Origin of the sequence: Aeribacillus sp. FSL M8-0235 (assembly GCF_038000355.1) — a bacterium.
GTDB lineage: Bacteria > Bacillota > Bacilli > Bacillales > Aeribacillaceae > Aeribacillus > Aeribacillus composti.
Genome location: NZ_JBBOBW010000001.1, coordinates 2,527,104 through 2,553,239 on the forward strand (window position 1 = coordinate 2,527,104; position 26,136 = coordinate 2,553,239).

Below are 26,136 nucleotides of genomic sequence, written 5' to 3' on the forward strand. Positions count from 1 at the left end.
TGCACCTGAAAGTTTACCTTAAAAAGGCTTTCCCCTTTGGTGGTTTGCACAATATGCAAACACTCTCCAGAGCTGCGTCAAACAAGAGTCTTTTTGCCTGAGAGATTCACATATGCTTGCTCCTTCGGCGCCTCACAAAGGAGGTCTCTCCCCTTGCTCTCATCCGCACATATTTTCTTGTAAATTGTGAAAAAATAACAAATGACATATTCGACAAAAAGGAAAAAGATGAGTAGAAAACAAAAGAAAAAGACTTCAAACGTATTTTAATGGTATCATCTTTAAACGTTTTCAGCAATACCTTTCCCAAATAATTTTAAAAAATCATTGTTAATTGTTCGTGTTTATAAAAATTTATAATCAAAAAACGGAACGGTTTTTGAATTAGCGATAAAAAAAATGAACATTTCACTTTGAATATAAAAATAAAGGATGGGGTGTGGGCAATGAATATAAACATCCGCTATAAAACAACATGGGAAGAAGAATTTTTGCAAAGATTAAAGGAAGACGGTCCGTGGGCAAACTGGGAATTATACAAATTAGCTTATGAAGTTACGAATTATTTGTCCATTCCATCATTTGAAGGTTTAGTAGCTCCTTTGCATCTTGATCATGTAACCCCTCTTCCCCACCAATTGGAGGTCGCACAAACAGTAGTAGAAAAATTAAACGGAAAAGCAATATTAGCTGATGAAGTCGGTCTCGGCAAAACAATTGAAGCCGGATTAATATTAAAAGAATATATGATTCGCGGACTTGTCAAAAAAGTGCTCATCTTAGTTCCAGCTTCACTCGTCTCCCAATGGGTGAGGGAATTAAATGAAAAATTTTACATTCCTGCCGTTGAGCAAAAGAAAAGCTATGTTTGGGAGCAATGCGATGTTGTCGTATCTTCCCTTGATACAGCAAAAAGAAGCCCCCATAAAGAAATTATTCACGGATTGGATTATGACATGGTCATCATTGATGAAGCGCATAAATTAAAAAATAACAAAACAAAAAACTATGAGTTTGTTCAAAATTTAAAGAAAAAATTTTGTTTATTATTGACGGCAACGCCTATTCAAAATCGCATTGAAGAAATTTTCAACCTTGTTTCTCTTTTAAAACCTGGACATCTCGGCAATGAACAGCTCTTTCACGATATGTTTAAGAAAAAAGGACGGAATATTCGTGACGATGAGCATTTACGAGAACTTGTCAATAAAGTTATGATACGAAACCGCCGCATTGATACAGGAATTGAATGGTCAAAAAGACATGTGGAAACGATTTGGATTCAATTTTCGGAAGCTGAAAAGGCTTTATATGATGCCATCAGCCAAATTCGGTCGTCATTCTCTATTCCGACAAGCAGTTTCTCCATTTTAACGCTTCAGCGTGAAGCATGTTCGAGCAGAGAAGCAGTGTACATAACATTAAAAAAAATGCTTGATAAAAAGGATGAAGCTCCACAATTGCCTGAAAAGATCATTCGCAATCTAATGGGCTATATCGATCAAGTAACAAAAAATTCGAAAGCAGAAAAAACGGTCGAACTCATTCAAAACATTAACGATAAAGTGATTATTTTTACCGAATACCGGGCAACACAATTATATTTACAATGGTTTTTAAAACAGCACGGCATAACATCTGTTCCGTTCCGCGGCGGATTTAAACGCGGCAAAAAGGATTGGATGAAGGATTTATTTAAAAATAGAGCGCAAGTACTGATCGCGACAGAGGCAGGAGGGGAAGGGATAAATTTGCAGTTTTGCAATCATATTATTAATTATGATCTGCCTTGGAACCCGATGCGTTTGGAGCAGCGAATCGGGCGCATCCACCGTCTCGGACAAGAACGAGATGTGTTCATTTATAACATGGCGACAAAAAATACAGTAGAGGAGCATATCTTAAAGCTATTATATGAAAAAATAAATCTGTTTGAACGTGTTATTGGGGAATTGGACAGTATTTTAGCAAAACTTGACCTCCGCAATATTCATGAACATATAGAAGATATTATGATTCAGTCGAGTTCGGAAGGAGAAATGAAAATTAAAATGGAAAATTTAGCGGCTATTCTTAACTTTGGTGAACAATTACAACAGGCCGAGAATAACTGATTTCTTTTTTTCATAGCTGCTTGCAAAATTTTTAAATAGGAGGCGGAATGATGCAGCAGGCTCAAATTTCCACATTTTTAAAACGCTTTTTTCAGGCGACCAATTGTCCAATTATTGAAGAAAAAAACGGATATTTTACCGTTCAATTAACTGTTGAAATGGATAAAGAATTAATGAATCGGCCTTTTTACTGGCATTATTTAGAAAAAACCGGCGGAACTCCAAATCCGATGAAACTTACTTTCATCACGGATTCAAAGGAGGCTCCGGAAGATGTAAAAGGTGAATGGATTCATTTCGGATCGCCGAGACTGCACCAAATTTTTGCGGCAACGAAGAAAATGTCTTCTTATATTCGGTTATATGAACAGACAGCAGCTTCCAAAGCAAACGTGCCGCTGCACCCTTGGATTGGGATGAATGTAACGATTTCGTATATTTGTGACAAAAAGAAGGATCAAACTTATTCATTAGGACTGCATTTAATCAATGGAAGGATTGTTGAAAATTTTCAGGAGCAGCTAGAAAAAATTCATTTGACACCGAAAATTCCTGATTTTTGTTTTACCATTACGCCATTAATTACACCAAAAAGCGGATTAACTCGATTGAAGCATTACGTGATAAAAAAAATTGAAGAAGATGACCATCGGTGGGCGGAAGAAGCGAGAGAACGAATGAATGCCGATTTAGCATTGTTGGAGCATTTTTATGAAGATCTAGATGAAAAACCTTCTGTTTATTGGACAGAAAAGAAGGCGATTCAAGAGCTGTATGAACCGCGCATTGAAATAGAAGTCCACAATGGAGGAATTTTTTATTTATCATCGGATTCTATAATTCATTAAAATAAAATCAAGACGCAGAAAATACGCTCGAAATTGAATGATCTCGTCACTTTTCAATCGAGTAGGAGGGGGAGATTAACCCCCGTCCTCTCACACCACCGTACGTACGGTTCCGTATACGGCGGTTCAATTAAGATAGATGACGCAAGAATTCATAACGTTTTTGTAGACTTTTAAGCCCTTGGTTACTCCAATAGGGGTTTCCAAGGGTTTTGTGTAATATGGGACTTTTTGAAATTCGCCAGTAACCTTTACGACTGTTCCCCCATTCATAGGCTTTCCAGCTAGGAACTCCTAACTTTATGAGGTTGCGTATTCTGGTTTTTGGCTTTTTCCAGCTTTTCCATAAACACATCCGGAGTCTTCGTCGTATCCAGCTATCTAATTTTCCAAAGATACTCTTTGTGTCTGCTAATGCAAAATATCCACACCAACCAATTAAATATTGATTCAATTTCTCAATTCGATATTCCATTGGGTATGGCATCTTTCTTGATGTAATTTCTCGTACCTTTTTCTTCATTCGTTTTATACTCTCTCTGGCGATTCGAACTTTTGGCTCTTCTGAAGATGTAAAACTAAATCCAAGAAACTTCCGTTTCCATGGTCGGTCAACCGCCGATTTTTTCTCGTTGACCTTTAGACGTAGTTTCCCCTCAATAAATCGTTGAACACTAGCCATTGTTCGTTCCCCAGCTCGTTTCGACTTCACATAAATATTGCAATCATCGGCATAACGAACAAATTTATGTCCTCTTTTCTCTAATTCTTTGTCTAGTTCATCTAGTGCAATATTCGAAAGTAGAGGGCTTAGAGGGCCACCTTGCGGCGTCCCTTGTTCTGTACTTGAAACCACACCATTAATCATGACACCAGCTTGTAGATATTTGCGGATTAGCTTCAATAGTGGCTTTTCTTTAATCGTCTTGGCTAATGTGTTCATCAGCCTGTCATGATTCACTCGATCGAAGAACTTTTCTAAATCCATGTCCACTACCCATCTATAACCATCCCTGATATAACCTTTTGCTTTCCTTACTGCGTCATGGGCACTTCGATTTGGACGAAACCCATAACTATGTTCGGAGAACATAGGGTCATATATCCTGGATAGTACTTGGGCTATTGCTTGTTGAATCAAACGGTCTGTCACGGTTGGAATACCTAATAACCGAACACCGCCATCGGGTTTCGGGATTTCGACTCGTCGGACAGGCATTGGTTCATAGGTACCCTTGAGAATGGCTTCTTTAATGGATATCCAGTTTTCGACTATGTGCTGACGTAGGTTTTGTACGGGCATCATATCTACTCCATGACTACCTTTATTCTTTTCTACTCTTTGTAAAGCTAAAAGCATATTCTCCCGTGACAGGATTCGTTTCAAGAGCATCGTTATTCTTCCTTCCGTGAATAGCTGGTCTTCTTATGCCAGTGCTCACTCCACCCTCCAAGAGGACCCCTGCGGGATTCACCGCTTCCTCCCTCAAGTGAGGTACTACGTTTTCTGTGTTCAACATGACGCACTGAATGCAAAGGGCTATTCTCTCTTAATTGTTCGGTCCTTCCGAATTGTTCTAGACCAATCCGTACTATGACCTCTGCTGACTTCTGATGGTTCAGCTACTTATCACTAAGTAGGTTATGAAGGGTACTTCACATATCCATCAGACCTCCCCGGGTAAGAGTGTAATCTTTCCTTCCATCTATCTGCTTCATTTACTCTATATCACCTTTGGCAGAAAGGACTTTGTTTTGTTATGCAAACTCATCCAATGATACCTAGCCTTATATGAAGTTCGTGTTCCTCAGACCGGAAGTTCGCCGCTCGCTTCCTTCAGATTCCGCGTCACCACGGACACCCTTGCGTTAGGCTAACCACTACTTCTGCCTTCGTGGCTCGGGACTTTCACCCTAGAGATTACACCCATGCCGGGCGCACATAAAAAAGGAGCTGGTGAACGGCTCCTTTTCCTTTATTTCTTTTTCTTGATCAAAATTAAAAACGCCATCGGCAAAAATCCAAACCATCTCATTGATAATGGAAGACGATCTTTTTTCCGTTCCTCACGCCTTTGTTTCCTTGTTTCTTTTGGGGTGTCGATAAACTTTACAAACTGTTCGGTTACATATTTCACATAATCATTACCAGACATAAGCGGGCACCTCGAAATAAAATTTTTTTATATTATTTCCTAAACTCTGTTCATTTAAACAGACATTCTGGCAAATAAACGATTGGTTGAAGCTTTGATAAGGCGCTGAACGATGAAAGCTATGAATATTCATTCCAGCTCATAATCTGTTGATTGTTCAAATCATAATGAAAGTTTGCCGTATACTCGGTTCCTTTTATCGTCTTGCATGTAATGGAAATATTGACGATTCCGTTTTCTTTTTTCGTTCGTTTATACGAAATGGTTCCATTTGGGAGTTCAAGTATTTCCTGGGTATCAGAATAGTCAGCTTTTTTCAGCGAATATTGAACACCGGCAAGCATTAACGTTTCCTGCAAATAAAACTCTTTCGCATCATGCCGAAATCTTTGCTCTTGAATATATGAGGAAGCATATGCGGTAAGAATCATTATGCAAAGCAGAAATATGCCGATCGTCATTGGAAAAATATGACCATCTTCATTTTTCAATCAGGAATCACTCCTTTCACATCGCGAATGGTTCCTTCAAACCGCTTACCTTCTAAGCTTGTGATTTCAATTTTCACACCATGTGTTATTGGAATAAAATGAGAGGCTTGAACACCGCGCAGCACAATAACATGTCCTTTTCCGTCAACCTGATAGCGCAGCAAATCATTATATTGGCTGAGTGTGACTACTTCTCCTTTTTGATTTTTATATTGTAAAACATTTTGCTTCACCATTATTTGTTGAGATGTTTTGATTTCACGATGAAGCTCAATTAGAAATAAATTCCACTCGCTTGGATGTAAATCTTGCTGTCTCGCATTCAATTTGAGAAAAAATGAGAGCATGGGTGCAAAGGAAGAGATGATAATGGTTGTCGCTAGAAAGGCTATCAGCATGTTTGCTGCCGTATATCCTTTATTGTTCATAAATGTAGCCGCAAACCTTTTGTTCTGCATTTTCATCCGAAAGAACACATAATTCAGCAAATTGCCCCTCCTTTCCCCACACCAGTTCGAACATCATCCCTTGCCGCTCAACTTGGCCATTTGTTTTTTTCTTTTCAAATACAAAACGTTCAAGTTCTTCTTTGAGCAGTTGATAAGCCAGCACAGATGCTGCTGCTTCTTTTTGCTGTTTCAATAAGGCTGTTGACACAGGGACCAGCGTCAGCGAAAGCAAACACCATATGGAAAATGCTATTAATATTTCTGTGATCGTATATCCGCTATAATTTTTCCACACGGAACCTTCCTCTCCCTAAATTAAAAATGATTTTGTACGTTTTTTTATCATACGAAATGAAGATTGTTCCAGCTTGATAAAAATAGCCGGAAGGAGAGTACTCGATTGGAAATTTTATGTTTCCTGATTCGACTTTTATGTTTTGATCGTATGCTCTTTCAAACAGTTCCCCTTTAAAGCCGGATCGTTCAGCTTCGTAGTAATGTTTGTCAGGATACCAAAACAAATAAATTTTTTCTTTATTAACGAATGCGTGCTGTTGTACATATAGCAAATCTTTTTCCAGTTGAACGAAAAATTGATCGATGACTTTTTCTCTGTAAATATTTGTTGCTCCAATCCATATAAAAGAGCTGATCAATAAAAAGATCGAAAGAACAAGAAGCATCTCCAGAACAGTAAAACCACTTTGCCTAGTTGCTCTTAATGACGTTTCCATTTGCATCAATTTCAATCTCATCACCATTTGGACATTTTCCAGAATTATTCGGCAAGTACCCTTTAGTGATTAAATCATTAATTGTTGGTGTTTGATGAAACTCCATTTCATATGCGACGACTTGCCCCTGCACCATATCAATTAAACCTTCGCACCCTTTATTTTGAATATTTTTATTATGAGCCATAACATTCGGAATCGTTATAATAAGCAAAATCGAGATCACTAACAGTACAACCAGCATTTCCACCAATGTAAATCCATGTTCATTTTTCACTATTTTCATCCTCCTATACTTGACCCATCATTTGGTACATTGGAAGCAAAATCGATAAATAAATGATCAATACGAAGACCCCGATCATCAGAAAAACGACCGGCTGAATATAACTAATGATTCTCATTATTTTTTGTTCCATCCGCTCCAATACGAACCGGCTGTACATATACAACTCTTTAGACAATTGACCGACGGCTTGTCCATGTTGAACAACAGAGGAAAGTTCCTGTTCAAAAAATGGACTTGCAGCAAATATTATCTCTAGCGGTTCTCCTTTCTTTAATTTCTCGATAAACAGATTGGCCTCTTCCCTATAAAAATGGAGAAAATGTTGTTCTTGAAACAGAGTAAAGCATTCAAAAACGGACAATCCTCCCTTCAACAAATTGCTCATTTGCAAAGAAAAATAGTAGCTGTGAAATAACCGCAAACCTTTTGAAACGATCGGAATTTTCATAAGCAGCTTCTGTTTTTCAAGCGGAGGCTTTTTTCGGAAAGAGACCCAATAGTAGAAAAAAAGGAGCAATAAGAAACTAAACAAAATGAAAAAAAACGTTTTGATGCCTTGAATGGTAAACATGACAAATGTCAGAAAGAAGGAGGCGTTCAAATCAACTGCTTCATACATATACGAAAATTGCGGGGTAACAACTGCTTGGATGACAAATAAAATAATTAAAAGAAGAGCAATTAAGAAGAGCGGATAGCGGAGAACTTGAATAAATTTTTCCAAATGGAGGAGTTGTTTTTCCAGCATTACTGAGCTTTCTTTTAAAGCAAAATGTATATCACCATGCTTTTCAGCAAAGAAAAGATAGCTTAGTACATCTCGATGAAATCCAAGCTTCTCAAAAGCCGTGTATAGCGAATTTCCTTTCGTCAACATCTGTATACAAGTCTCAATATCTTGTCGGTATTTTTCTTTTACATGAAAACTCATAAAGCGAATAGCTTCATTTAATGCATACCCTTCTGAAAGCAGCTCACTCACTTTCTTCAAAAATTGTGCCTGCATCTTTTTGTTCCATCGATGCCTATTCATATTCAAACACCCAACGATCATATATGTCCGGATATAAATACCCAAGAGCGATTCCTTTTTTAATTACATCTTTTAACTTCATATAATCTAACTCACTCTGCTCCTCTCCTTTTGCTTCCCGAATAGCGGCGGTTAAATTTTTGCCGTAAAGAAGTTCATAGACCCCAATTCTCCTAATTTCCTTTAATTTTTTGCAATAAGGCGGGCAATTCCCTTTGCAAAACGGGCATATTAAATGAACGAGACGCTGCGCAGCAACAGCGATCAAAGTTTGCTCAATTTCGGAAAAGGTTACACCAAATTCTAATAATCGATAAATAGCTCCCTTTGCATCCCGCGTATGCATGGTGGTCAGTACTAAATGTCCGCTAAGCCCAGCCCGGACCGCAATCCTTGCTGTCTCATGATCCCGAATTTCACCGACCATAATGACATCGGGATCGTGTCTTAATATTGCTTTTAACCCATTTGCATACGTAATTCCAGCTTTTTCATTGATCTGCACTTGAAGCATTTCATCGCTTTTCGTTTCCACAGGATCTTCAAGTGTGATGATGTTTCTTTTAAAATGTTTTTTTGCATAATGGAGAAGCGAATAAAGAGTGGTCGTTTTTCCCGAACCGGTCGGACCGGTAAGGATCAGGAGACCGTGAGAATGCTTTAAAAATGAAAGCATTTTTTTGGATTCTGACGGGAACAATGAAAGTTTTTCAGGCGATTGAATCGATTGCTCTAGCAATATTCGGATGACTAGACTTTCATCGAATACTGTAGGCAATGTCGATAAACGAAGATGCACCTCTCCGTAAATCGTATGGAAGGAGTAAGCACCGTTTTGCGGACGCCTTTTTTCGCCAATATCCATTTGGGCCATAAATTTAAAATGAGAAATTAAGCGTTCACAAATAGCTTTAGGCAGATGAAATATTTCTTTGATGTCATCGTCAATTCGAAATTGAATAACTGCTTTTTTCTTTTTCGGAACAATATGGATGTCTGAGGCACTAAATGAACACGCCAGTTCAATCAGTTTTTCGCTAAGCTTTTCAATTTCAATCATTCCATATCCCCCCTTTCTTTTCTTAGGATTCATCTTAACGAATTGAAGAGAAAAATGCGAACGTAGATAATGGATTTTTCTTTTCCCTTTCCTTTTGCAAAATTTAATTGAACATAACCGAAAAATAACAATTGTTTGCAAAGACTGTTTAGAAAACAATTTTTTGCTATAAACTCATAATTTTTGAACATTTTTTTACAACATGTTTGAAAACAAAGTGGATACAATAACAATTGGAAACGGTATATTTACAATGTATCAAGCTGTACATTATAATATAAAAAGCGACCGATTGAGGGAAAAGGAGGGAAACACAATGGATCGCATGTTCCGTGTACTCGGTTTTTGGACAGGTATTTTTGCTATTATGTTTTATTTAGGCGATATGAAGACGACGTCTTTACTTTTCTTTGGTCAAACTGGATTTTTTGTTTTACTATCTTATTTAAAATTAACTGAACGTATGTATATTTATATTTTCGGAGCATATTTGACCATTTTCTTCGTCGGGTTTACATATTGGACGACGTTTATGATGGTCCCTGGACAAGGCGGCCATTAATAAAAACAGGCAATTCCGCAATGGAATTGCCTGTTTTTTGACCTTCTTCAATTTTTACGAAAGCGAAAATCCATTTAAAAAAGGATTTGTTTCCATTTCTTCTATAATGGTTGTTTCTGAACCGTGGCCAGGCAACACAATGGTTTCTTCCGGCAGCACTAGCAGTTTTTCATGAATGCTTTTCAGCAGTTCTTCATGATTCCCTCCAAGCAAATCCGTACGGCCAATGCTTCCTTTAAATAATACGTCGCCTGAAAAAACAGCATTTGCTTCTTCTAAATAGTAGGAGATGCTTCCAGGAGAATGCCCCGGTGTTTCAAATAAAGAGAACTGGAAAGAACCAATTGTCAAGCTTCCTTCTTCCCGAATGATTTCGTCCGCTTCCTCTACCGTTACATTTTTTCCATTCATAAAATGACCAGATCCATTTAAAGAAGGATCGCCAAGCCATTTTTGTTCTTTTTCGTGGACATATACTGGAATATTCCAAACTTTTCGAACATCATCAATCGCTCCGATGTGATCAAAATGTGCATGTGTCAACAAAATGGCAAGGGGAGTCAACTGATGTTTGCGCAATACTTCAATTAGCTTTTCTCCTTCATCGCCTGGATCAAATAAAATACACTCATTTTTGTCATTTGTTAAAATATACGCATTTGTTTGCAGCAATCCGAGCGGGATTCTCATCCATTTCATGCTCTCACCTCAGGTCATTTTCTTTTCATTTCCATCATACAAAACATTCTTTTTTGGCGCAAAAGGAATAGTTAGAAAATTTTTGGCCAAACCTAAAATGTGCAGGACATACCGTTCATAAAATTGACATAGTCATTTTATGCAAACGTACCGTTCCTACCTCGACAAATCTAGTAAAAGAGATTAAAATATGAAGGGGAAGATATTTGCCGCACTTCAACGTATAAAAGATTGGGGGCTATACAATGGGTACTGTCATTATCTTTACTTTAGTAACTTTGCTTGGTATCTATGCTATTTTCCGTTCTTTAAAACAAAAAAACATATTGGGAATTTTGTTTGCGCTTGGAACAGTCGCTGTTTTTGGATGGTTTACCTATAAAACGATTGTTCACCACGGTATACCAGTGCCACACTAAAAAAGAAAGAATGGCGGGGCCATTCTTTTTTTCTGTGAAAATCAATTAACCATGGCTGAAGCGGTATACCCCACAATCAAATTGGATACCCTATTAACGACCAAAAAAAGGAAATAGGAAAGCAGAGCTACCTTATTTTTAGGTATCTCGTATATTTCTGAACCTTTTTGGTTATACTAATTTATTTACTGCTCTCGAAACGGTTCTTTTCGAGAAATGATGCAGTAAATGATGGTAAGCATTCGGTGCGCGATCGCAACGAGTGCTTTTTTCTTTCCCCTGCGTGCCGCCAATGACCAATATTTCGCTGCCAAACGTTGATTCCTACATCGAGACAAAGCCCAAGCCGCCTCACATAACGCCGATTTGATATGCGGATTCCCCTTCGTCGTTCGGGTACTTTTTCGTTTTCCAGCACTTTCATGATTTCCCGGCGCGACTCCCGCCCATGAAGCGAGGTGTTGAGACGTTGGAAATTGTCCCATATCGACTCCGATTTCAGCGATAATCACGGCAGCGGTTTCCTTCTTGATCCCCGGTATGGTCACAAGAAGCTCCATCTCTTGTTTGTATACTTGTAAGAGTTGGTCGATTCGTTCTTCGATGTCTCGAAGTAAACTTTCCAACGATTCGATGTGCTTCCACGATTGGCGAATCATGAACAGTTGATGGTTGGTCAATGTACCAAAGAGAGAATCCTGAATTTGTTGTTTTTTCCTCTTCATACTCCTGTGAATGCAAGCATCGACTTCGGTTTCTTCGATGTATCCCTGTTTCATTAAACGTTCCAGTAGCTTTCGCCCAGATACACCAAATACATCCGAAATCACGGAACTTAACTTGATATTGGAACATTCCAACACTTTTTGAATGCGGTTTTTCTCCGCGGTTAACTGCCCGATCCATTTTTTGCGCAAGCGAGTTAAATCCCGTCATTCTCGAATGTTCTCAGGAGGTACGAAACTCTTCTCGATCAATCCGTAACGCAACAATTTGGCGATCCATTCTGCATCGGAAACATCGGTTTTTCTCCCCGGTACATTTTTGATTCGCTGAGCGTTGGCAAGTGTAATGTCAAAGTAATCTTCCAAAATATTGAACACAGGTTTCCAGTAAACGCCCGTACTCTCCATCGCAATATGAGTGACACCACGATCTTCTAACCATTTCAGAAGACGAAACAAGTCTTTCGTGAAAGTAGGAAATGTTTCAACTTCCTTTTGAACGTGTTCTTCCTCTCCAAGAAGAGCACAAACGACAATTGTTTCGGCATGGACATCTAATCCTGCACAACGATGATAAAGAACATCCATGATTCTTACTCCTTCCATCGATAAATTCGCAAACAGGGAGTCCATTTGCACGTTAGGCATTTTTCTGTTCGTAGTCACCTTTTCACACGAAAAGGGCTGACAATGGGTGGAACACCAAATGGACTCAAACAGTTTTTATTACAGGGTCGAACCACCATTAAAGAGAACGTCTTTCAAAACTGTTTGCGTTCATATCCATTATGGGAAGGAATGATGGATTTTCATGCATGGGTGGGGAGTAAAATTACTCATGGATGTTTTTATGAATAAATAAACATTCAGTTGTCACACACCCGTCTTTTAACCTCCGCTTCATATTGCCAAAAAAGATGCTTTCACTCCTGTTTATTTTACAATCTCCTGAATCTTTTCCTTACTTAAATCCATGATTTTTTCCAATCTCGGCCCATACAAAGCATAATGACCGGATGGCGAAATGAGGATAGGATCGTTTGTCACGTTTTTGAAGATGGTTTCTTTTTTCTTAGTGATAAGGTTAAATCTCTGCAGTTCAAAGGAACCGTCCTGGGATTTGGCAACGGGCACAAATGTATAAAACTGCTGATTTTGAGCATTGAAGTCATAGTAGGGAAAAATCCATTGAGAGTAATCGGAAGCCAAAGGGACACGAAATGTAGACAACACTTTTTTTGATGAAGAATTTATAAAAACATATTGACCGAATCCTTTTTCCTGTTGATTTTCCTGCAAATACATGACAATCGATGAAAAATTTCCATTTCCGATGACATGATCAGCGATTTTTTTTTCGTGATGTTTCATTAAGTTCGCTTCATAAAGCGGAGCGCTTAACTCAGGCTCATCGTTATTCCATTTTACATATGTAATGCGATCTTCATCTGTCCATTGAAAAAAAGGTATTTGATAGGGACTATCCACAACTTTTTTCTCTTTCAAATCAAGCAAATAAGTCTTATATGACCAATCTTCAGCAAATGCTGTAACCATCAGCTCTTTTTCATTATAGGGATTCCATGTGTATTGAAGTTCAAACGCATTGATTTCCCAATGAAATAATTCCTCTCCTTCGGTGTTTACAAATGTCAGGATGGCTTGATTGGTTTCAGGGCTTGAATGAATGAGAAAAATTGTTCGGCGATCATTGGGCACTGTTTGAATAATCGGATGCTTTGTCTGAAAAAATAGTTCATCTTTTCCGCTTTGAAGATCGTGACAAATAACTTCCGAACGGTCTTCAAGATTTTTAATGTAAAGCACAGCCGTTTCATGAAACCATCCAGTAATATTTTGAAAGGTATTTTCCTCTGCTTCAATCGGTTGAATGTTCTCTAAAAGATTCTGTTCTGCTTTAAAGTTTTCAAACTCATTTTCCATTTTTTTCTCTTTTGTCACTTGTTTCTTTTCATTCGTAAGCTGATGAAATTCACAAGACGACAAAAGGAGAATCGGAAAGCACATGACGAAAAAAAAGGCTGCCCTCATCACCCTCATCCTTCTCATCCAATTTTCACTTATAATTTACGAATTTTTCAAAAAAATGTTTCAAAAAATTTATTTGCACAGCAAATAAAGCGACGCCCAAAATATTCCCTTTGCTTTCCGATAAATTTCATCAAATTGGTCAAGCGGCAAAGGGTTCCTTCCTCTGCCTAATTCAACGGTAAATCCCGGCTTTCTGTATTCTTTAATAAACCAATCGCGAAAACCGGCATGACTATCAATCATTCGGATTCCTTTATATCCGCTTAACAACTCATACTCTTTTACGATTTCTTCCGACTTCTCTGGTTCATAGTTTAAATACCCCCAATATATTTCTTCTCCTTGTGTGTGGAAGGCTACGATGAGTTCAAATTGAGACTGCTTGACTAGTTCACTCATAGCAATTGCTTCCGGCTCTGAGAGAGGATAATCACCTGGATAATCACGAGGAGCCGGGGATTTAGGGCTTTTTCTTTCTTTTTCAATTTCCCAAAAGGCAGGAAATTGATTGTTCAGATCAACGCCGCGAATATTTGCTTTCCAATCGGAAAAATCTTCACAGTTATTATTTAACTTGACGGCCTGTTCTTTCACTTGAGGATCGAACGATTCAGCTGCTAAAACAAGATTCACTCCATCCGGATTCACCATCGGGACAAACGATAAAGTAATCTGCTCATAAAGCTGTCTTACAGAAATTCCATTAATCGATTCGTTTAAAATAAGCTTCCGAACATACTCATTGAGCCATTTCATCATAATGGCTGTCGTAATCCACTCATTTGCATGAAACGAACCGTTCATATGAACTTTTTTCGTTCCGGAACCGATAAGAAGTTCAACTAAAGGATTCCCTAGAACACTGCGGCCGATAATCCTCTCTTTAATAAATGGGTAATTTTTTTTTAACACCTTAATATCGCTTGTCAAAGCAAAAAAATGATAGGGCCGTTTTGGATCAATTACAGGCCATGAAATTGGGACAGCATTGTATGTATTTTTAGTCAAGCTTGGTGAAGGATGAAACGGATTATTTTGTACGAAACCCCATCCGGGGATGACGATTTTTTCCCCTTTAAAGATTTTTTCGTTTTCGAAGAAGGGATTTGAATCCAACAACAATCGTTTCGAAAGTTGATATTTTTTTTCCAAGTACTCCAAATCCGCTGTTTCATTCATACAGATTTCCATAAAAAAACCCCTCTCCCCTTTTTATTCAGTACATAACATATTATATGAACGACATCATGTTTCATTAATAAAACGTATAAAAAAAGCTCTGACCTAATGGCCAGAGCCTTTTACTGTTTTTTTGCAGCTTGCTGCTCGGTTGAATTCGGAGATGGTTCATCCTCTTTGTCAAAAAACCGCAGCAGGTCACCATAAATAATTTCATCCGAATAATCAAGCTCATTTTTCGCTTTTTCCATATATGGTTCACATGCATTTTTATCCTCAACAGCTTCGCCTGTTGATTTGTCATAGCATATTCCTCTTGTATACACATATTGATCCGTAATAAAGCTGCCGTCCCTTAACACAACAAACGGAATACGGTCTTTTGAAAAAATATCTGTACCAAATTCGATATCGTTTTTCGTATCAATGCCTAGCAGGTTTAAAATAGTTGGCTTCAAGTCAATTTGCCCGGCGACTTGATGGAACACTTTCGGATTTTTATCGGTAACCCCTGGAATATGGATAATTAACGGAACTTTTTGCAGCTGAATCGTATCAAGCGGCGTAATTTCCTCTTTCCCTAAAAATTGTGCCATCGCTTTGTTATGGTTTTCGGAAATACCGTAATGGTCGCCGTACAATATAATAATTGAATTTTCATATAGTCCAGCTTTTTTTAGATCTTCGATGAACACTTTCAAGGCTTCATCTGTATAACGAACCGTCGTAAAATAGCGATTCACGACTCCATCTTCGGAATCAAATTCATCAATCAATTTATCTTCTTCACCCAACTCAAACGGAAAATGGTTCGTTAATGTAATATATTTCGTATAAAAAGGCTGAGGAACATTTTTCAATAATTGTACCGACTGCTTAAAGAAGTCAATATCCTTCAATCCCCATCCTACCGAATTTTCTTCCGTCACATTATAATCTCTGACATCAAAGAAACGGTCGTATCCAAGAGAATTATACATCACATCGCGATTCCAGAATGTGCGGTTATTTGCATGAAATACAGCTGTGTAATAACCGTAATCCTTTAAAATTTCCGGAGTTGCATTGTACTCATTGTTCGCATTTGTAAAGAAGACTGAGCCTCTTCCCAACGGATACAAAGAATTTTCCAATAAAAATTCTGAATCTGACGTTTTGCCTTGTCCTGTTTGATGGTAAAAATTATCAAAATAGTAGCTTTGTTTAATAAAATCATTTAAAAACGGGGTAATTTCTTGTCCGTTCAATTTCTGATTGATAACAAAGTTTTGGAACGACTCCATAGAGACGATAATGACATTTCTACCTTTTGCAATTCCATTCATTTCTTTACTAGGTTCTTTTTTGTTCGCATTTAAATAATTTTGAATTTCGACCAAGTTATTGCTGTCAGCTAACGCACGTTGTGCAGACGTTTTGGACTGCAGCAAAGAATCGTAAATATGAAAATTGTATACACCAATATTTTTGACGAGCATCTCCCTGTCAAACGTTCTTGTTAAAAGCTGCGGACGCTCTGTTTCAGCCAATCCAAGATTAAAGAAAAACACAGCTGCAACCATTAAATAATATGCTGTTTTTTCTTTGCGCATTAATTTTTCCTGTTTGCGGAAAACAGGTCTCCGTGAAAGCCAAATTAAAATGGCTATATCAACAAACATTAATATATCGACAGGTTGAATCAGCTCGGTTATGCTGCTTCCCAAATCTCCCATATTGCTAGCTTGGAAGAGCACGGGAATAGTCAAAAAGTCGTTATAAAACCGATAAAAAACAACATTAGCTAATAAGAGAAAGGTCATCACAATGCTGGCACCGATCACCCAGCGATTCCGGTTTTTGTCTTTCATAAATAATCCAATACCAAAAACAAACAGCAAAAAGCTCAGCGGATTGATGAATAAAATAATCTCTTGCTTGAAATTTTCTATTTTTATATCAAAGCTAGTTTTGTAGACAATGTACGTTTTAATCCACATAAAAAATGTCGCTAATAACAAAAAAGAAATTTTTGAAAATGTGCTTTTACGCATTTTTTTACCTCCTCAAACGGTGGACCTGCGCATTTCTACACTTAAGTGTTTTTTTCCATTTTTTAGGCATCTTAGTGAATAACTAAAGATTATCTTAATACTTCTTCCAAAAAAAATCAATGTTTTTTTACAATATATTTACAATAAGATGCTAGCTTTTTATATATTATTTTATCTCAGTACCTATTATGTTTAGACGGACAAAAATTAAAAAAGTTTCATATAAACAGAATTTGTTATAATCCAAATTTGGCTGCCAAAAAAATAGCGCCTTTTTTAAAAGCGCTATCAGATTTTCTTTGCTGGACCTCGACAAGGTACATGTCGAGTTTGGGATTGTGGCTTTAGCGCACACATACTGAAAGGAGCCGGCATCCGCCAGCTACTTTCAGATGAAAATCGAACAAATATAAAAGCAAGTGGAGAGAAACACATTGTTTTTCTCCACTTACTTCATTTTAGGGACTTATCGGACAATTCCTTTTTAGTCTTCCTCAATTTTTAAGTATGTACGTTTTAACCAGCCATGCGCCGCCAATTACACCTGCATCATTGCCAAGCGTTGCAAGAGCAATATCTGCTGCGGAAGCTTCATGAAAAACGAACTGTTGAAAAACATTTTTAACTCTTTTTATTAAAAATTCCCCAGCCTTTGATACTCCACCGCCAATGATAATTTTGGAAGGATTTAAAGCAGTAGCCAAGTTGGCAAGAGCAAGACCAAGATGCATCGTCATGTCGTCGACAACCTGCAATGCCATCTCATCGCCGTTTTTCGCAGCATCAAACACATCTTTTGCAGTGATCGATCCTTTTCTTTCCAATTCTCGATTCAGCGTTGATCTCCCATTAAACTCTTCCATTTTGGCTATAGCCATTCGAACTATTCCAGTTGCAGAGGCGACCGTTTCCAGGCAGCCCGTTTTTCCGCAGTTGCACGGAAAACCTCCATGCAAAACGGAAGTTATATGGCCGATTTCTCCGCCTGCGCTATTTTTCCCATGGATTATTTCTCCATTTGCAATGATTCCTCCGCCGACTCCCGTTCCGAGTGTGACGCATATTAAATCCCTTTCTCCATTCCCCGCTCCTTTCCACATTTCACCAAGAGCTGCAAGGTTGGCATCATTATCAACGATTACTTGCAAACCAGTTTCTTTTTCAAGATTTTTCTTAAGCGGATAATTATTTTCCCATCCAATATTGACAGTTCTAGAAATGATTCCCTCTGTTAAATCGACAGGGCCAGGCGCCCCCATGCCGATTCCAATCAGCTTTTGCTTCGATTCACCAAGTTCTTTCAACTTTTCGTATATAGATTGAGAAATATCACTAACAATATTTTTTCCTGATTTATCGGTAGGGATTTCCCATTTTTCAATAATATCTCCATTTATATTGATAAATGCAATTTTTATCGTAGTTCCCCCTAAGTCCACACCAACTAGCCAATTATCGATCATATTTTTCATCCTTTACTCTTTTTCTCTTATCTTTTTCTATCATTATTTCTCGTCTTAACAATAGCATGGCCATTTCAAATTCTTTTGCGTCAATCAGCTGCGACTCAAACAGCTGCTTGACCTCCTCCTCCATTAATTCAAGATCAGCCACACGATCTCCGATGTATATGATAGTACCGAAACGTTTTAAAAGCTGTTGTATGTCGTAAATCGTTTTCAAAAACATCACCTTCTAAATAAAAATGCGGATAAGCTGCACATATTGCTAAAGTTCTTTTTTTGAAAACTTCCGAACAAGTCATCGAGCTATAGATTGTCAAGCTGTTGTTTTAGCTGCTGATATTCCGCTTTTCCCGGATCAAGCTTCAATGCCTTATCAATCGCTTCTTGTGCTTTCACAACATCATTCTGTTCCGCATATATTAGGCTAAGTACATAATAAGCTTGATGAAATGTCGGATCTTTTTCCAATACATTGTTTAAATATTCAATTGAGCTTGCCACATTGTTCAAACGATATTCCGTATAAGCAAGTAAATAGATGATTTCAACTTTTGCATCATCAAGCTCCTTCGCTTCCGAAAGCACTTCGGAAGCCTTTTGGAACTCCTTGTTCTCAATTAGTGCCTGCGCCCTTGCTAAAGCCATTTCCGAATTGCGCTTAGGGGCTATTTCATATCCATAATACCCAAGACCGAAAACGAAGATGATCGATAAAATAAGCCCCACTGCTCTCGTGAAAAATTTGGACATCCTTGGAATCTGAAGAACAAAAGCTGCCAGAAATCCGCCAATTAAACCGCCTATATGACCAGCGTTGTCCACATTCGGAATCGTCCAGCCAAGCATTAAGTTAATTAAAACTACAATCAAGATGTTGGGTCCTATTGTACGGAAAAACAATTTAGGGTTTAACACTCCTAAAAACAAGAGCGCACCGAACAAGCCGAATATCGCACCTGATGCACCTGCGGACAAAAAGGGGCTGAAAGCAAAGCTTGCAAGCGAACCAGTAAATCCGGCAAACAAGTATATAAGCAAAAATCGAATCGAACCATACATTTTTTCAACAGTCATTCCAATATAATAAAGGGCTAAAGAGTTCATAATCAAATGCAAAAAACCGATATGCAATAAAATTGGTGAAAAAAATCTCCACCATTCGCCATCGTAAATGGCAGGATTGTATTTCGCTCCAAATTTTATAAGAGTATCAGAATTTGTGCTTCCCCCGTACCATTCAAGAAGAAAAAACATCACAATTTGTGCTGTTAAAAAAACATATGTAAAGAAAGGCCTGCCATTTTCAAAAAAGGAGCGTTCCAGCCTTTCCTGCCTTTTTATATAAGAAAATATTTCTTCTTTTATTCGTTCAACTGATTCAAAATTTGATTCTTCTGCTGCATAATCAAGTTTTTTCAACGAAGCCGAAAGAGCATCTTCCAAATCACCTGTTTTTTCCATTATATGCTCTTGATCCAGCAGCATTGTTTTGACGACTGTTTTCCCATGCGCAAAAGGTTCTTTAATCCGAAATTCCCAATCATCAACAGGAGGAAATGTGGTCACATAAATGTTAAGAATATTTAAGTCCCTTCTCATAGATTGTTTTCGGATCGTTTCAAAAATATGCGCCGTATGTTCAATGTCTTGAGAGATCCAATTTCCCCAGTCAATATCTTTTCTGACAAATCGTACAAGCTGAAAATATTTGTTGCGAAACGGCTCAAGCCAAACCTCCGAATGATCGCCGGATATATTGATTAGCCTGTAATTATGCTCCACCACAAGACTTCGCAAAATTTTCCAAAAAATAAAATCTAGCTGAGTCCCCATTTAAAATCTCTCCGCATGTTTTTCCTTTATTATACCAATGTGGAAGGGCAGTTTGAAGAAAAAAGCTGAATCAAAAACGATTCAGCTTTCCATTTCCACCTATTTAAAAGCACCTTGGAGAAATTTCCTGCCAATTAGCGGTATCTGCATTGTCAGTTGAATAAATTTCTCACGCATCCATTTGCTTTTTAGGCATACGTTCATAATTTTGTATCGATTTGAATATATGAAGAAAATGCCGAATACTAGAAGAATTCTTTTTAATCGCTTCATAATTTAATCCCTCCATTAATTAAAATAAACTTTTTGCTCAATTTTTATCCAAAATAAAATACGCAATTACTGTTGCAATGAAAATTGATAAAAAATTGACTGCGTCATTATTCATCCAGACAAAACCTTTCGTCTTTACCGTATATTCCCCGCAATGTATTCTTTTTTCCGTTTCAGCATGGCAGACGAGACATTTATTTTTTCGTTGAAAAAAGCATCCGAACAGCGTGTCAATCAAAGCTCCAATAAATCCAAATAATATAATGAAAGGTAAAATTTGAGCATCATTTTTTATAAAAAAAGAACTCCCCAGCGCAACAAACGAAGAACCGAGGATGGAAGCAAAAGTTCCGAGAACGGTAACAGCACCTGATGTTCCTTTTTCGACAAATTTTGGAGGAAATAAAAGAATCGGTTTTATTCGGCTTAAGCTGCCAATTTCGGAAGCCCATGTGTCCGCGTTGGCGCAAGCGAATGAAATGGTTAAAAGAATGAACCAAAAATTGCGGTCATCATGATCCACTATATTGAAAATGCTGATCAATACTGGAATCCCGCCATTTGCCAGCACTTGAACATAGTCGCGTCTTTCCCCTTTTTCAAGAATTGATGCCATTTGCGCTTTTCGTTCCTTCTTCCATTTACTGATCATGCTTGATGACGCAAAAAATAATCCAAGGGGGACCAGCCCTGGAAAACCAAAACTAAAATAGATGCTAGCGCCGACAAATACGGAGCTTATTGCTCCAGAAATCGACAAAGCTTTTGACTTATAGGAAATATAAGCGATAGTCGCAATAAAAATAATGAACAATAAAGGAATGATCATTTCCTGCACTCCACCAATTCTTTTTCAGTAATGATGATATCAACCGGAATATCATGGGATTCAATCGGCACTTCCTCAACTATTTGAAAGGAAAAAGCAAGCGCAATAGTTACATTTGCGTATTTATGTAAATAACGATCAAAATAACCCCCGCCATATCCGATCCTGTGCCCGCGCCGGTCGAAGCAGATGCCAGGGACGATGAGCAAGTCGATTTCTTTTGGCGTTATGAGTGTTGTTTGCTCAAAGATCGGCTCCTGTAAATCTAAATAAACATTCTCTAATTGATCAAACGATTTTATTTCCCTGAACTCCATTTCTTTTATATTTGGGTCGCATTTAGGCACAGCTGTTTTTTTCTTTTCCTGCCAGCAGCGAAAAAATAAACTTTTTGTATCGACCTCGAAGCCTTTGGATACTGTAAGGCCAATGGTATTCGCCTCCTGCCAATAGTCTGTTTCAAAAAGAGTTTCAGCAATTTTGTTTGACCATTCCGCATGCAATTCATGCCCCATGTTTTTTAACATCCGTTTCACTTCATTTCTGATTTCAAATTTTTTTTCCAACTTAAAAATTCCTCCCATTTACCTTTTTTATAATAAAAAAACAGCAGGAAATATCTTCCCACTGCTTTTACTTCGTTTCACGATGCAAAGCATGACTTTTGCATCTTGGACAATATTTTTTCAATTCGATGCGTTCTGTGTTTGTACGTTTATTTTTTGTAGAGATATAATTTCTATCGCCGCATTCTGTGCAAGCAAGAGTAATATTTACGCGCATATCTTTCCCTCCAAACTATTTCATGTTCAAATTCAGACTTTTATATAATATCATTTTTGCATTGTAAAATCTACATTATGTTTATTTTTGAACACAAAGTTTCAAGTCGTTTCAAATTACATTTTTTTTAAGTTAACATGAAATTTCGTTAAAAGCCGTTTTGTTCTATTAAAATATATGATATAACAATAAAGGGACAACTAATGGAAGGTGAGATGCATGGAAATTGTGATTATTATTCTTTTCCTTGTCAGCATTGCTTTATTAGGAATTGCTTATACTCAGCGTGACGATATAAAAGAGTTGGAACAAGAAGTTGAGCATTTATCCGTTTCTGCGATGCAAGAAATATACAAAATGAAAAAGAAAATGAGGGTATTGGAAGAAGAATTGCTGCAAGGAACAAACACAAAGCCTGTTTCGCAAGACACACAGTCCGTTATACACTTTGATTATTACACGAAAAACAAAATTCTATCAAAATATCAGCAAGGCATGTCAATTGCTGAAATTGCAAAATCGGAAAATGCCACAACCGATGAAGTAAAGCTAATAATCGAACAAAATAAGAGGGAACTATCATGAATAAACGAATTTTACAAGCATTCTCAGCAGGGATGATCGTTTCCACCTCAATTTTGACCCTCACTTTTTATTTAGGGAACTATGATCAAAAGGTTGTGGCTGAAAAAGAGTTGACGGACAAATCAGTTAACGAGTATTTAGCTCAAAATAATAAAATTGCTGTATCCAATAAAGAATATGAAGAATTTCTTTCTTACAAAGATACAAAAGTAAAAAATCTGAATAAAACACCTCAACAAAATGAACAGCAGCAGAAGCAGCAAAATCAAAATGCACAAAACCAAAATGCACAAAATCAAAACCAAGAACAAAAGAACAATAACCAACAAACTGAGGTAAAACCTGTAAAAGTAAATATTAAAGAAGGCATGACGACAAGCGACGTATCAAAAATACTTGAACAATCGGGCATTATTGATTCCGCCTCCAAATTTAATCAATACTTAATTAAACACGATTATCATAAGCGTGTACAAATTGGAACTTTTGAAGTAAAAAAAGGGATGAGCTACTACGAGATCGCAGAAGCCCTTACAAGATAAAAGGGGCTGCGATCCGTTTTTTTATAAATAAGGTTTGAAACCAGCCGTTTGTAAAAAAAGGAAGTTTTTCAAAACTCAAAATGGTGAAGTTCAGAACCACAAAAAAATTGCCCTTATCATTTTTCTCCCATTCCCGACCGTGTTGATTATTGTCATTCCAAGATCATTGTCCCAGCCTCAATTTTGTGCTTTTCTCGGCTTTTAAATTGTCTTTTTTTAATCAATAAGCCCACCAAAATTCCATGCCTTTTCTTTCACAAAATTGCCCTATGCTCTGCCCGAAATTTTTCCATAACTCTTGTCTCTTATATTTCAGACATAGACACGATATAATACTTACAATCCCATTTTATATGCGATAAACTATGTAAATCGAAAGACATAAAAAGTTCCCTTCCTATCTAGATAAATTTGGGCGGCGAACCAAAATTTTTTTTAGCACTAGGAGGGGCTTTTTAGTATCGCGGAACCATTTACGAATAACATAGCGATTTTATTTATATAAAAAAGGTTTGCCTGAAAACGGCAAACCTTTAATCATTTAAAGCATAATGGCGGCCTTTAACTAAATATAAAACATTTTCCGCGATATTCGTCGCATGGTCAGCAGTACGTTCAATAAATCTTGCTACAAGAGAGAGCTGGGTAATTTGATTCATATACTCTAAGTTCTCAGGAATAATTTGCAAAAGCTCCTTAATTGCTTCACCATATAAATCATCTACTTCATCGTCTATTTCGGCTATTTTTCTTGCTAATGCAACATCTTCCTCATGGTAAGCTTTCAGCGATAAAGACAGCATTTCTGATGCCAGCTTGTGCATTTTTGTGATTTGTTCAAGCGGTTTTATAAGCGGTTCATTTCCAATTCGAATTGCTGATTTTGCGATGTTGACTGCGTTATCTGCCATTCGTTCGATATCAGCAGCTATTTTAATGGAAACAATGATTCTTCTTAGATCAATCGCAACGGGCTGCTGCTTTGCAATTAAAAGAATTGCAAAGTCATTAATTTCCTCTTCGAGCTGATCGACATTCACATCTTGCTCTAATACTTCAATAGCCAAATCGATATCCTGCTTTTCTAATGCGCGGATTGATTTGCCTAATGCAACTTCCGTCAAACTGCCGATTTCAATTAACTTGGTGTGTAACGTGTTCAAGTCAAGTTCGAATTTTTCTCTCATTTTTTTCCTCCAACATGAACCGTGTTATTCAAAACAATTATTATCCGAAGCGTCCTGTAATATAATCTTCCGTCCGCTTATCTGACGGATTAGAAAAAATTTGGTCGGTTTCGCCAAATTCGATAACTTCTCCGTTTAAGAAAAAGGCAGTTTTATCAGATATACGTGCAGCTTGCTGCATGTTATGCGTTACAATAATAATGCTGTAATCTTTCTTTAATTCTTGAACCAATTCCTCAATTTTCAACGTAGAAATCGGATCAAGCGCTGACGTTGGTTCGTCCATCAAAATCACATCAGGTTCAATTGCTAAACAACGCGCAATACATAAACGCTGCTGTTGTCCTCCTGACAGGCCATACGCGTTTTCCTTCAACCGATCTTTTACTTCATCCCATATAGCCGCGCCTCTTAAACTTTTTTCGACGATTTCATCCAATATTTTTTTATCACGGATGCCGTGTATTCTCGGTCCATACGCAATATTGTCATAAATAGATTTCGGAAACGGGTTCGGCTTTTGGAAAACCATGCCGACTTGAGTGCGCAGTTCTTCAACACGATAAGATTTATCAAATATATTTTTTCCGCGATATAATATTTCACCATTGATTCGAACGGATGGAATCAGCTCGACCATTCGATTCAATGTTTTGATATAAGTCGACTTTCCGCACCCAGAAGGACCGATGATTGCAGTTACTTCATTTTCATAAATGTCTAAATCAATGTTTTTTAGAGCCTGATCATCACCGTACCATAAATTTAAGCCGTTCGTTTTATAGACGATTTTCTTTTCATTCTTGTCTTCGCTATTTTGTTCATAAACAATTTCTTGTTCTTTTTTCAGTTCAGTTTTTTTCAATTCAGTAATTGCCAAAATAAAAACCTCCTTCATCCTTTTAGGAAAACCCATTTAATAACGCTTTTGAAATTTGTTTCGAATCAACACCGCAACCGAATTCATTACAATTAAGAAAATAAACAACACAATGATTCCGGCAGCTGCTACATTTTGAAATTCTGCTTGAGGTCGCGAAGCCCAATTGTAAATTTGAATCGGCATAACCGTATAGGAGCTTAATAAATTCTCTGGTAAATAGTTAACAAATACAAATGCACCCGCCACAAGAAGAGGGGCTGTTTCTCCAATAGCTCGTGAAAAAGCTAAAATGCTTCCGGTAAGAATTCCAGGAATTGCAGCTGGAAGAACAATTCGATAAATTGTTTGCCATTTCGTTGCTCCCATTCCATAAGAAGCTTCACGTAACTCTTTCGGAACCGAACGGATCGCTTCTTGTGCCGCCACGACAATAACTGGCAATATTAATAAACTCATCGTTAAACCGCCTGCCAAAATGCTTCTGCCTAAATCCATTCCCCGAACAAATACTGTAAGCCCCAACAAACCAAAAACAATAGATGGGACACCCGCCAAATTCGAAATATTCGCCTGAATAAAATTTGTAAGTTTATTTTTTTTCGCATATTCCTCTAAATAGATAGCTGTTCCTACACCAAGCAGGAGGGAAATTGGAATGACCACTCCCATAACCCAAATTGAGCCGACCAGGGCTGCTTTTATTCCTGATGCAGAAGCTCTTCTAGAGGCAAAATTTTGGAAAAACTCCGGTGTTACATAACTAATTCCTTGAGTGAATATCCGGTATAACAAAATAGCAAGGACTACTAAAGCGAAGATGGTAGATACAAAAAACAGTGTTTGAAAAAAACGATTTTTCATAGCCCTTTTGCCCATCATTTTTCGAACAACCGTTTGATCAATGTACTTCAT

General features: G+C 37.5%; 28 protein-coding genes, 1 pseudogene and 1 riboswitch. Of the genes and pseudogenes, 6 read left to right on the forward strand and 23 right to left on the reverse strand.

Features of this window, described 5'->3' with window-relative positions:
- Positions 1–75: 75 nt before the first annotated feature.
- Positions 76–163: riboswitch (glycine riboswitch) on the reverse strand.
- A 283-nt stretch (positions 164–446) separates the two neighbouring features.
- Together NSQ71_RS12245 and NSQ71_RS12250 are read left to right on the forward strand one after the other, a co-directional pair.
- Positions 447–2,114, forward strand: a complete 1,668-nt coding sequence (locus NSQ71_RS12245; protein ID WP_063388102.1) for a DEAD/DEAH box helicase — start codon at positions 447–449, stop codon at positions 2,112–2,114.
- Between the two features lie 50 nt (positions 2,115–2,164).
- The gene (locus tag NSQ71_RS12250) at positions 2,165–2,962 is read left to right on the forward strand and encodes a YqhG family protein (protein ID WP_063388101.1); all 798 of its coding nucleotides are present in this window, start codon (positions 2,165–2,167) and stop codon (positions 2,960–2,962) included.
- A gap of 130 nt (positions 2,963–3,092) precedes the next feature.
- Here the strand turns inward: NSQ71_RS12250 and ltrA are convergent, their stop codons facing one another.
- The 9 genes from ltrA to comGA form a co-directional block, all read right to left on the reverse strand.
- A complete protein-coding gene (ltrA, locus tag NSQ71_RS12255; protein ID WP_327848818.1) occupies positions 3,093–4,355 on the reverse strand; it encodes a group II intron reverse transcriptase/maturase in 1,263 nt (420 codons plus the stop codon).
- Positions 4,356–4,938: 583 nt separating this feature from the next.
- Positions 4,939–5,118, reverse strand: a complete 180-nt coding sequence (locus tag NSQ71_RS12260) for a YqzE family protein (RefSeq protein WP_130156369.1) — start codon at positions 5,116–5,118, stop codon at positions 4,939–4,941.
- A 119-nt stretch (positions 5,119–5,237) separates the two neighbouring features.
- Positions 5,238–5,609, reverse strand: coding sequence for a competence type IV pilus minor pilin ComGG (comGG, locus tag NSQ71_RS12265; RefSeq protein WP_327874156.1), 372 nt, complete (start codon positions 5,607–5,609; stop codon positions 5,238–5,240).
- On the reverse strand, positions 5,606–6,097 hold the full coding sequence (comGF, locus tag NSQ71_RS12270) for a competence type IV pilus minor pilin ComGF (protein ID WP_327856456.1): 492 nt from the start codon (positions 6,095–6,097) through the stop codon (positions 5,606–5,608). Before comGF ends, comGG begins: the two co-directional genes overlap by 4 nt.
- Entirely contained in the window at positions 6,027–6,353 is a 327-nt protein-coding gene (locus NSQ71_RS12275; protein ID WP_063388097.1) for a hypothetical protein, read from the reverse strand. Before NSQ71_RS12275 ends, comGF begins: the two co-directional genes overlap by 71 nt.
- Positions 6,337–6,798: a competence type IV pilus minor pilin ComGD gene (gene comGD / locus NSQ71_RS12280; protein WP_063388096.1), complete on the reverse strand. Its 462-nt coding sequence runs from the start codon at positions 6,796–6,798 to the stop codon at positions 6,337–6,339. The genes NSQ71_RS12275 and comGD overlap by 17 nt, the downstream gene beginning before the upstream one ends.
- A complete protein-coding gene (gene comGC / locus NSQ71_RS12285; RefSeq protein WP_063388095.1) occupies positions 6,767–7,078 on the reverse strand; it encodes a competence type IV pilus major pilin ComGC in 312 nt (103 codons plus the stop codon). The genes comGD and comGC overlap by 32 nt, the downstream gene beginning before the upstream one ends.
- A gap of 4 nt (positions 7,079–7,082) precedes the next feature.
- On the reverse strand, positions 7,083–8,114 hold the full coding sequence (gene comGB, locus NSQ71_RS12290; RefSeq protein ID WP_340733991.1) for a competence type IV pilus assembly protein ComGB: 1,032 nt from the start codon (positions 8,112–8,114) through the stop codon (positions 7,083–7,085).
- The gene (gene comGA, locus NSQ71_RS12295; protein WP_066247583.1) at positions 8,107–9,174 is read right to left on the reverse strand and encodes a competence type IV pilus ATPase ComGA; all 1,068 of its coding nucleotides are present in this window, start codon (positions 9,172–9,174) and stop codon (positions 8,107–8,109) included. Before comGA ends, comGB begins: the two co-directional genes overlap by 8 nt.
- A 316-nt stretch (positions 9,175–9,490) precedes the next feature.
- Here comGA and NSQ71_RS12300 point away from each other — a divergent pair, with 316 nt between their 5' ends.
- On the forward strand, positions 9,491–9,736 hold the full coding sequence (locus NSQ71_RS12300) for a DUF2626 domain-containing protein (protein ID WP_063388092.1): 246 nt from the start codon (positions 9,491–9,493) through the stop codon (positions 9,734–9,736).
- 54 nt (positions 9,737–9,790) lie between these two features.
- Here the strand turns inward: NSQ71_RS12300 and NSQ71_RS12305 are convergent, their stop codons facing one another.
- Complete coding sequence (locus tag NSQ71_RS12305) at positions 9,791–10,435, reverse strand: MBL fold metallo-hydrolase (protein ID WP_063388091.1); 645 nt, start codon at positions 10,433–10,435, stop codon at positions 9,791–9,793.
- Between the two features lie 245 nt (positions 10,436–10,680).
- Here NSQ71_RS12305 and NSQ71_RS12310 point away from each other — a divergent pair, with 245 nt between their 5' ends.
- Positions 10,681–10,854: a DUF2759 domain-containing protein gene (locus tag NSQ71_RS12310; RefSeq protein WP_065095533.1), complete on the forward strand. Its 174-nt coding sequence runs from the start codon at positions 10,681–10,683 to the stop codon at positions 10,852–10,854.
- Between the two features lie 185 nt (positions 10,855–11,039).
- On the opposite strand, the pseudogene NSQ71_RS12315 reads toward NSQ71_RS12310, so the two are convergent.
- The 10 genes and pseudogenes from NSQ71_RS12315 to rpmG form a co-directional block, all read right to left on the reverse strand.
- A pseudogene (locus NSQ71_RS12315) lies at positions 11,040–12,167 on the reverse strand (IS110 family transposase).
- Positions 12,168–12,512: 345 nt separating this feature from the next.
- Positions 12,513–13,631, reverse strand: coding sequence for a YqgU-like beta propeller domain-containing protein (locus tag NSQ71_RS12320; protein WP_144596792.1), 1,119 nt, complete (start codon positions 13,629–13,631; stop codon positions 12,513–12,515).
- Between the two features lie 69 nt (positions 13,632–13,700).
- Positions 13,701–14,822, reverse strand: a complete 1,122-nt coding sequence (locus tag NSQ71_RS12325; protein ID WP_094246210.1) for a M14 family metallopeptidase — start codon at positions 14,820–14,822, stop codon at positions 13,701–13,703.
- 110 nt (positions 14,823–14,932) lie between these two features.
- Positions 14,933–16,843 (reverse strand): LTA synthase family protein, encoded by a 1,911-nt coding sequence (locus NSQ71_RS12330; RefSeq protein WP_144596790.1) that lies wholly within the window; start codon positions 16,841–16,843, stop codon positions 14,933–14,935.
- A 494-nt stretch (positions 16,844–17,337) separates the two neighbouring features.
- Entirely contained in the window at positions 17,338–18,306 is a 969-nt protein-coding gene (locus NSQ71_RS12335) for an ROK family glucokinase (protein WP_340733992.1), read from the reverse strand.
- Positions 18,296–18,526: a YqgQ family protein gene (locus tag NSQ71_RS12340; RefSeq protein WP_066247571.1), complete on the reverse strand. Its 231-nt coding sequence runs from the start codon at positions 18,524–18,526 to the stop codon at positions 18,296–18,298. Before NSQ71_RS12340 ends, NSQ71_RS12335 begins: the two co-directional genes overlap by 11 nt.
- Positions 18,527–18,612: 86 nt before the next feature.
- Entirely contained in the window at positions 18,613–20,142 is a 1,530-nt protein-coding gene (locus NSQ71_RS12345; RefSeq protein WP_130156349.1) for a rhomboid family protein, read from the reverse strand.
- Between the two features lie 310 nt (positions 20,143–20,452).
- Entirely contained in the window at positions 20,453–21,244 is a 792-nt protein-coding gene (locus NSQ71_RS12350; RefSeq protein WP_130156347.1) for a DUF92 domain-containing protein, read from the reverse strand.
- Complete coding sequence (locus NSQ71_RS12355) at positions 21,241–21,810, reverse strand: 5-formyltetrahydrofolate cyclo-ligase (protein WP_240326721.1); 570 nt, start codon at positions 21,808–21,810, stop codon at positions 21,241–21,243. The genes NSQ71_RS12350 and NSQ71_RS12355 overlap by 4 nt, the downstream gene beginning before the upstream one ends.
- Positions 21,811–21,877: 67 nt before the next feature.
- On the reverse strand, positions 21,878–22,027 hold the full coding sequence (gene rpmG / locus NSQ71_RS12360; protein ID WP_063388082.1) for a 50S ribosomal protein L33: 150 nt from the start codon (positions 22,025–22,027) through the stop codon (positions 21,878–21,880).
- 219 nt (positions 22,028–22,246) lie between these two features.
- Here rpmG and NSQ71_RS12365 point away from each other — a divergent pair, with 219 nt between their 5' ends.
- Together NSQ71_RS12365 and NSQ71_RS12370 are read left to right on the forward strand one after the other, a co-directional pair.
- Positions 22,247–22,612 (forward strand): DUF6115 domain-containing protein, encoded by a 366-nt coding sequence (locus NSQ71_RS12365; RefSeq protein ID WP_063388081.1) that lies wholly within the window; start codon positions 22,247–22,249, stop codon positions 22,610–22,612.
- The gene (locus tag NSQ71_RS12370) at positions 22,609–23,154 is read left to right on the forward strand and encodes an endolytic transglycosylase MltG (protein ID WP_066247568.1); all 546 of its coding nucleotides are present in this window, start codon (positions 22,609–22,611) and stop codon (positions 23,152–23,154) included. Before NSQ71_RS12365 ends, NSQ71_RS12370 begins: the two co-directional genes overlap by 4 nt.
- A gap of 533 nt (positions 23,155–23,687) precedes the next feature.
- On the opposite strand, the gene phoU is transcribed toward NSQ71_RS12370, so the two are convergent.
- The 3 genes from phoU to pstA form a co-directional block, all read right to left on the reverse strand.
- Complete coding sequence (phoU, locus tag NSQ71_RS12375) at positions 23,688–24,341, reverse strand: phosphate signaling complex protein PhoU (RefSeq protein WP_063388079.1); 654 nt, start codon at positions 24,339–24,341, stop codon at positions 23,688–23,690.
- 40 nt (positions 24,342–24,381) lie between these two features.
- A complete protein-coding gene (pstB, locus tag NSQ71_RS12380) occupies positions 24,382–25,173 on the reverse strand; it encodes a phosphate ABC transporter ATP-binding protein PstB (RefSeq protein WP_269467022.1) in 792 nt (263 codons plus the stop codon).
- Between the two features lie 84 nt (positions 25,174–25,257).
- Entirely contained in the window at positions 25,258–26,136 is an 879-nt protein-coding gene (pstA, locus tag NSQ71_RS12385) for a phosphate ABC transporter permease PstA (protein WP_063388078.1), read from the reverse strand.

Bases quoted from the DNA above. Each gene is read 5' to 3' on its own strand.
- comGB (WP_340733991.1), bottom strand. From the start codon at position 8,114: ATGAATAGGCATCGATGGAACAAAAAGATGCAGGCACAATTTTTGAAG.
- pstA (WP_063388078.1), bottom strand. From the start codon at position 26,136: ATGAAGTACATTGATCAAACGGTTGTTCGAAAAATGATGGGCAAAAGG.
- NSQ71_RS12325 (WP_094246210.1), bottom strand. From the start codon at position 14,822: ATGGAAATCTGTATGAATGAAACAGCGGATTTGGAGTACTTGGAAAAA.
- NSQ71_RS12345 (WP_130156349.1), bottom strand. From the start codon at position 20,142: ATGGGGACTCAGCTAGATTTTATTTTTTGGAAAATTTTGCGAAGTCTT.
- NSQ71_RS12320 (WP_144596792.1), bottom strand. From the start codon at position 13,631: ATGAGGGCAGCCTTTTTTTTCGTCATGTGCTTTCCGATTCTCCTTTTG.
- rpmG (WP_063388082.1), bottom strand. From the start codon at position 22,027: ATGCGCGTAAATATTACTCTTGCTTGCACAGAATGCGGCGATAGAAAT.
- NSQ71_RS12350 (WP_130156347.1), bottom strand. From the start codon at position 21,244: ATGATCATTCCTTTATTGTTCATTATTTTTATTGCGACTATCGCTTAT.
- comGA (WP_066247583.1), bottom strand. From the start codon at position 9,174: ATGATTGAAATTGAAAAGCTTAGCGAAAAACTGATTGAACTGGCGTGT.
- NSQ71_RS12260 (WP_130156369.1), bottom strand. From the start codon at position 5,118: ATGTCTGGTAATGATTATGTGAAATATGTAACCGAACAGTTTGTAAAG.
- NSQ71_RS12310 (WP_065095533.1), top strand. From the start codon at position 10,681: ATGGGTACTGTCATTATCTTTACTTTAGTAACTTTGCTTGGTATCTAT.
- NSQ71_RS12370 (WP_066247568.1), top strand. From the start codon at position 22,609: ATGAATAAACGAATTTTACAAGCATTCTCAGCAGGGATGATCGTTTCC.
- NSQ71_RS12250 (WP_063388101.1), top strand. From the start codon at position 2,165: ATGCAGCAGGCTCAAATTTCCACATTTTTAAAACGCTTTTTTCAGGCG.
- NSQ71_RS12335 (WP_340733992.1), bottom strand. From the start codon at position 18,306: ATGATCGATAATTGGCTAGTTGGTGTGGACTTAGGGGGAACTACGATA.
- NSQ71_RS12300 (WP_063388092.1), top strand. From the start codon at position 9,491: ATGGATCGCATGTTCCGTGTACTCGGTTTTTGGACAGGTATTTTTGCT.
- NSQ71_RS12330 (WP_144596790.1), bottom strand. From the start codon at position 16,843: ATGCGTAAAAGCACATTTTCAAAAATTTCTTTTTTGTTATTAGCGACA.
- ltrA (WP_327848818.1), bottom strand. From the start codon at position 4,355: ATGCTCTTGAAACGAATCCTGTCACGGGAGAATATGCTTTTAGCTTTA.
- comGC (WP_063388095.1), bottom strand. From the start codon at position 7,078: ATGAAAATAGTGAAAAATGAACATGGATTTACATTGGTGGAAATGCTG.
- comGD (WP_063388096.1), bottom strand. From the start codon at position 6,798: ATGCAAATGGAAACGTCATTAAGAGCAACTAGGCAAAGTGGTTTTACT.
- phoU (WP_063388079.1), bottom strand. From the start codon at position 24,341: ATGAGAGAAAAATTCGAACTTGACTTGAACACGTTACACACCAAGTTA.
- NSQ71_RS12365 (WP_063388081.1), top strand. From the start codon at position 22,247: ATGGAAATTGTGATTATTATTCTTTTCCTTGTCAGCATTGCTTTATTA.
- NSQ71_RS12305 (WP_063388091.1), bottom strand. From the start codon at position 10,435: ATGAAATGGATGAGAATCCCGCTCGGATTGCTGCAAACAAATGCGTAT.
- NSQ71_RS12245 (WP_063388102.1), top strand. From the start codon at position 447: ATGAATATAAACATCCGCTATAAAACAACATGGGAAGAAGAATTTTTG.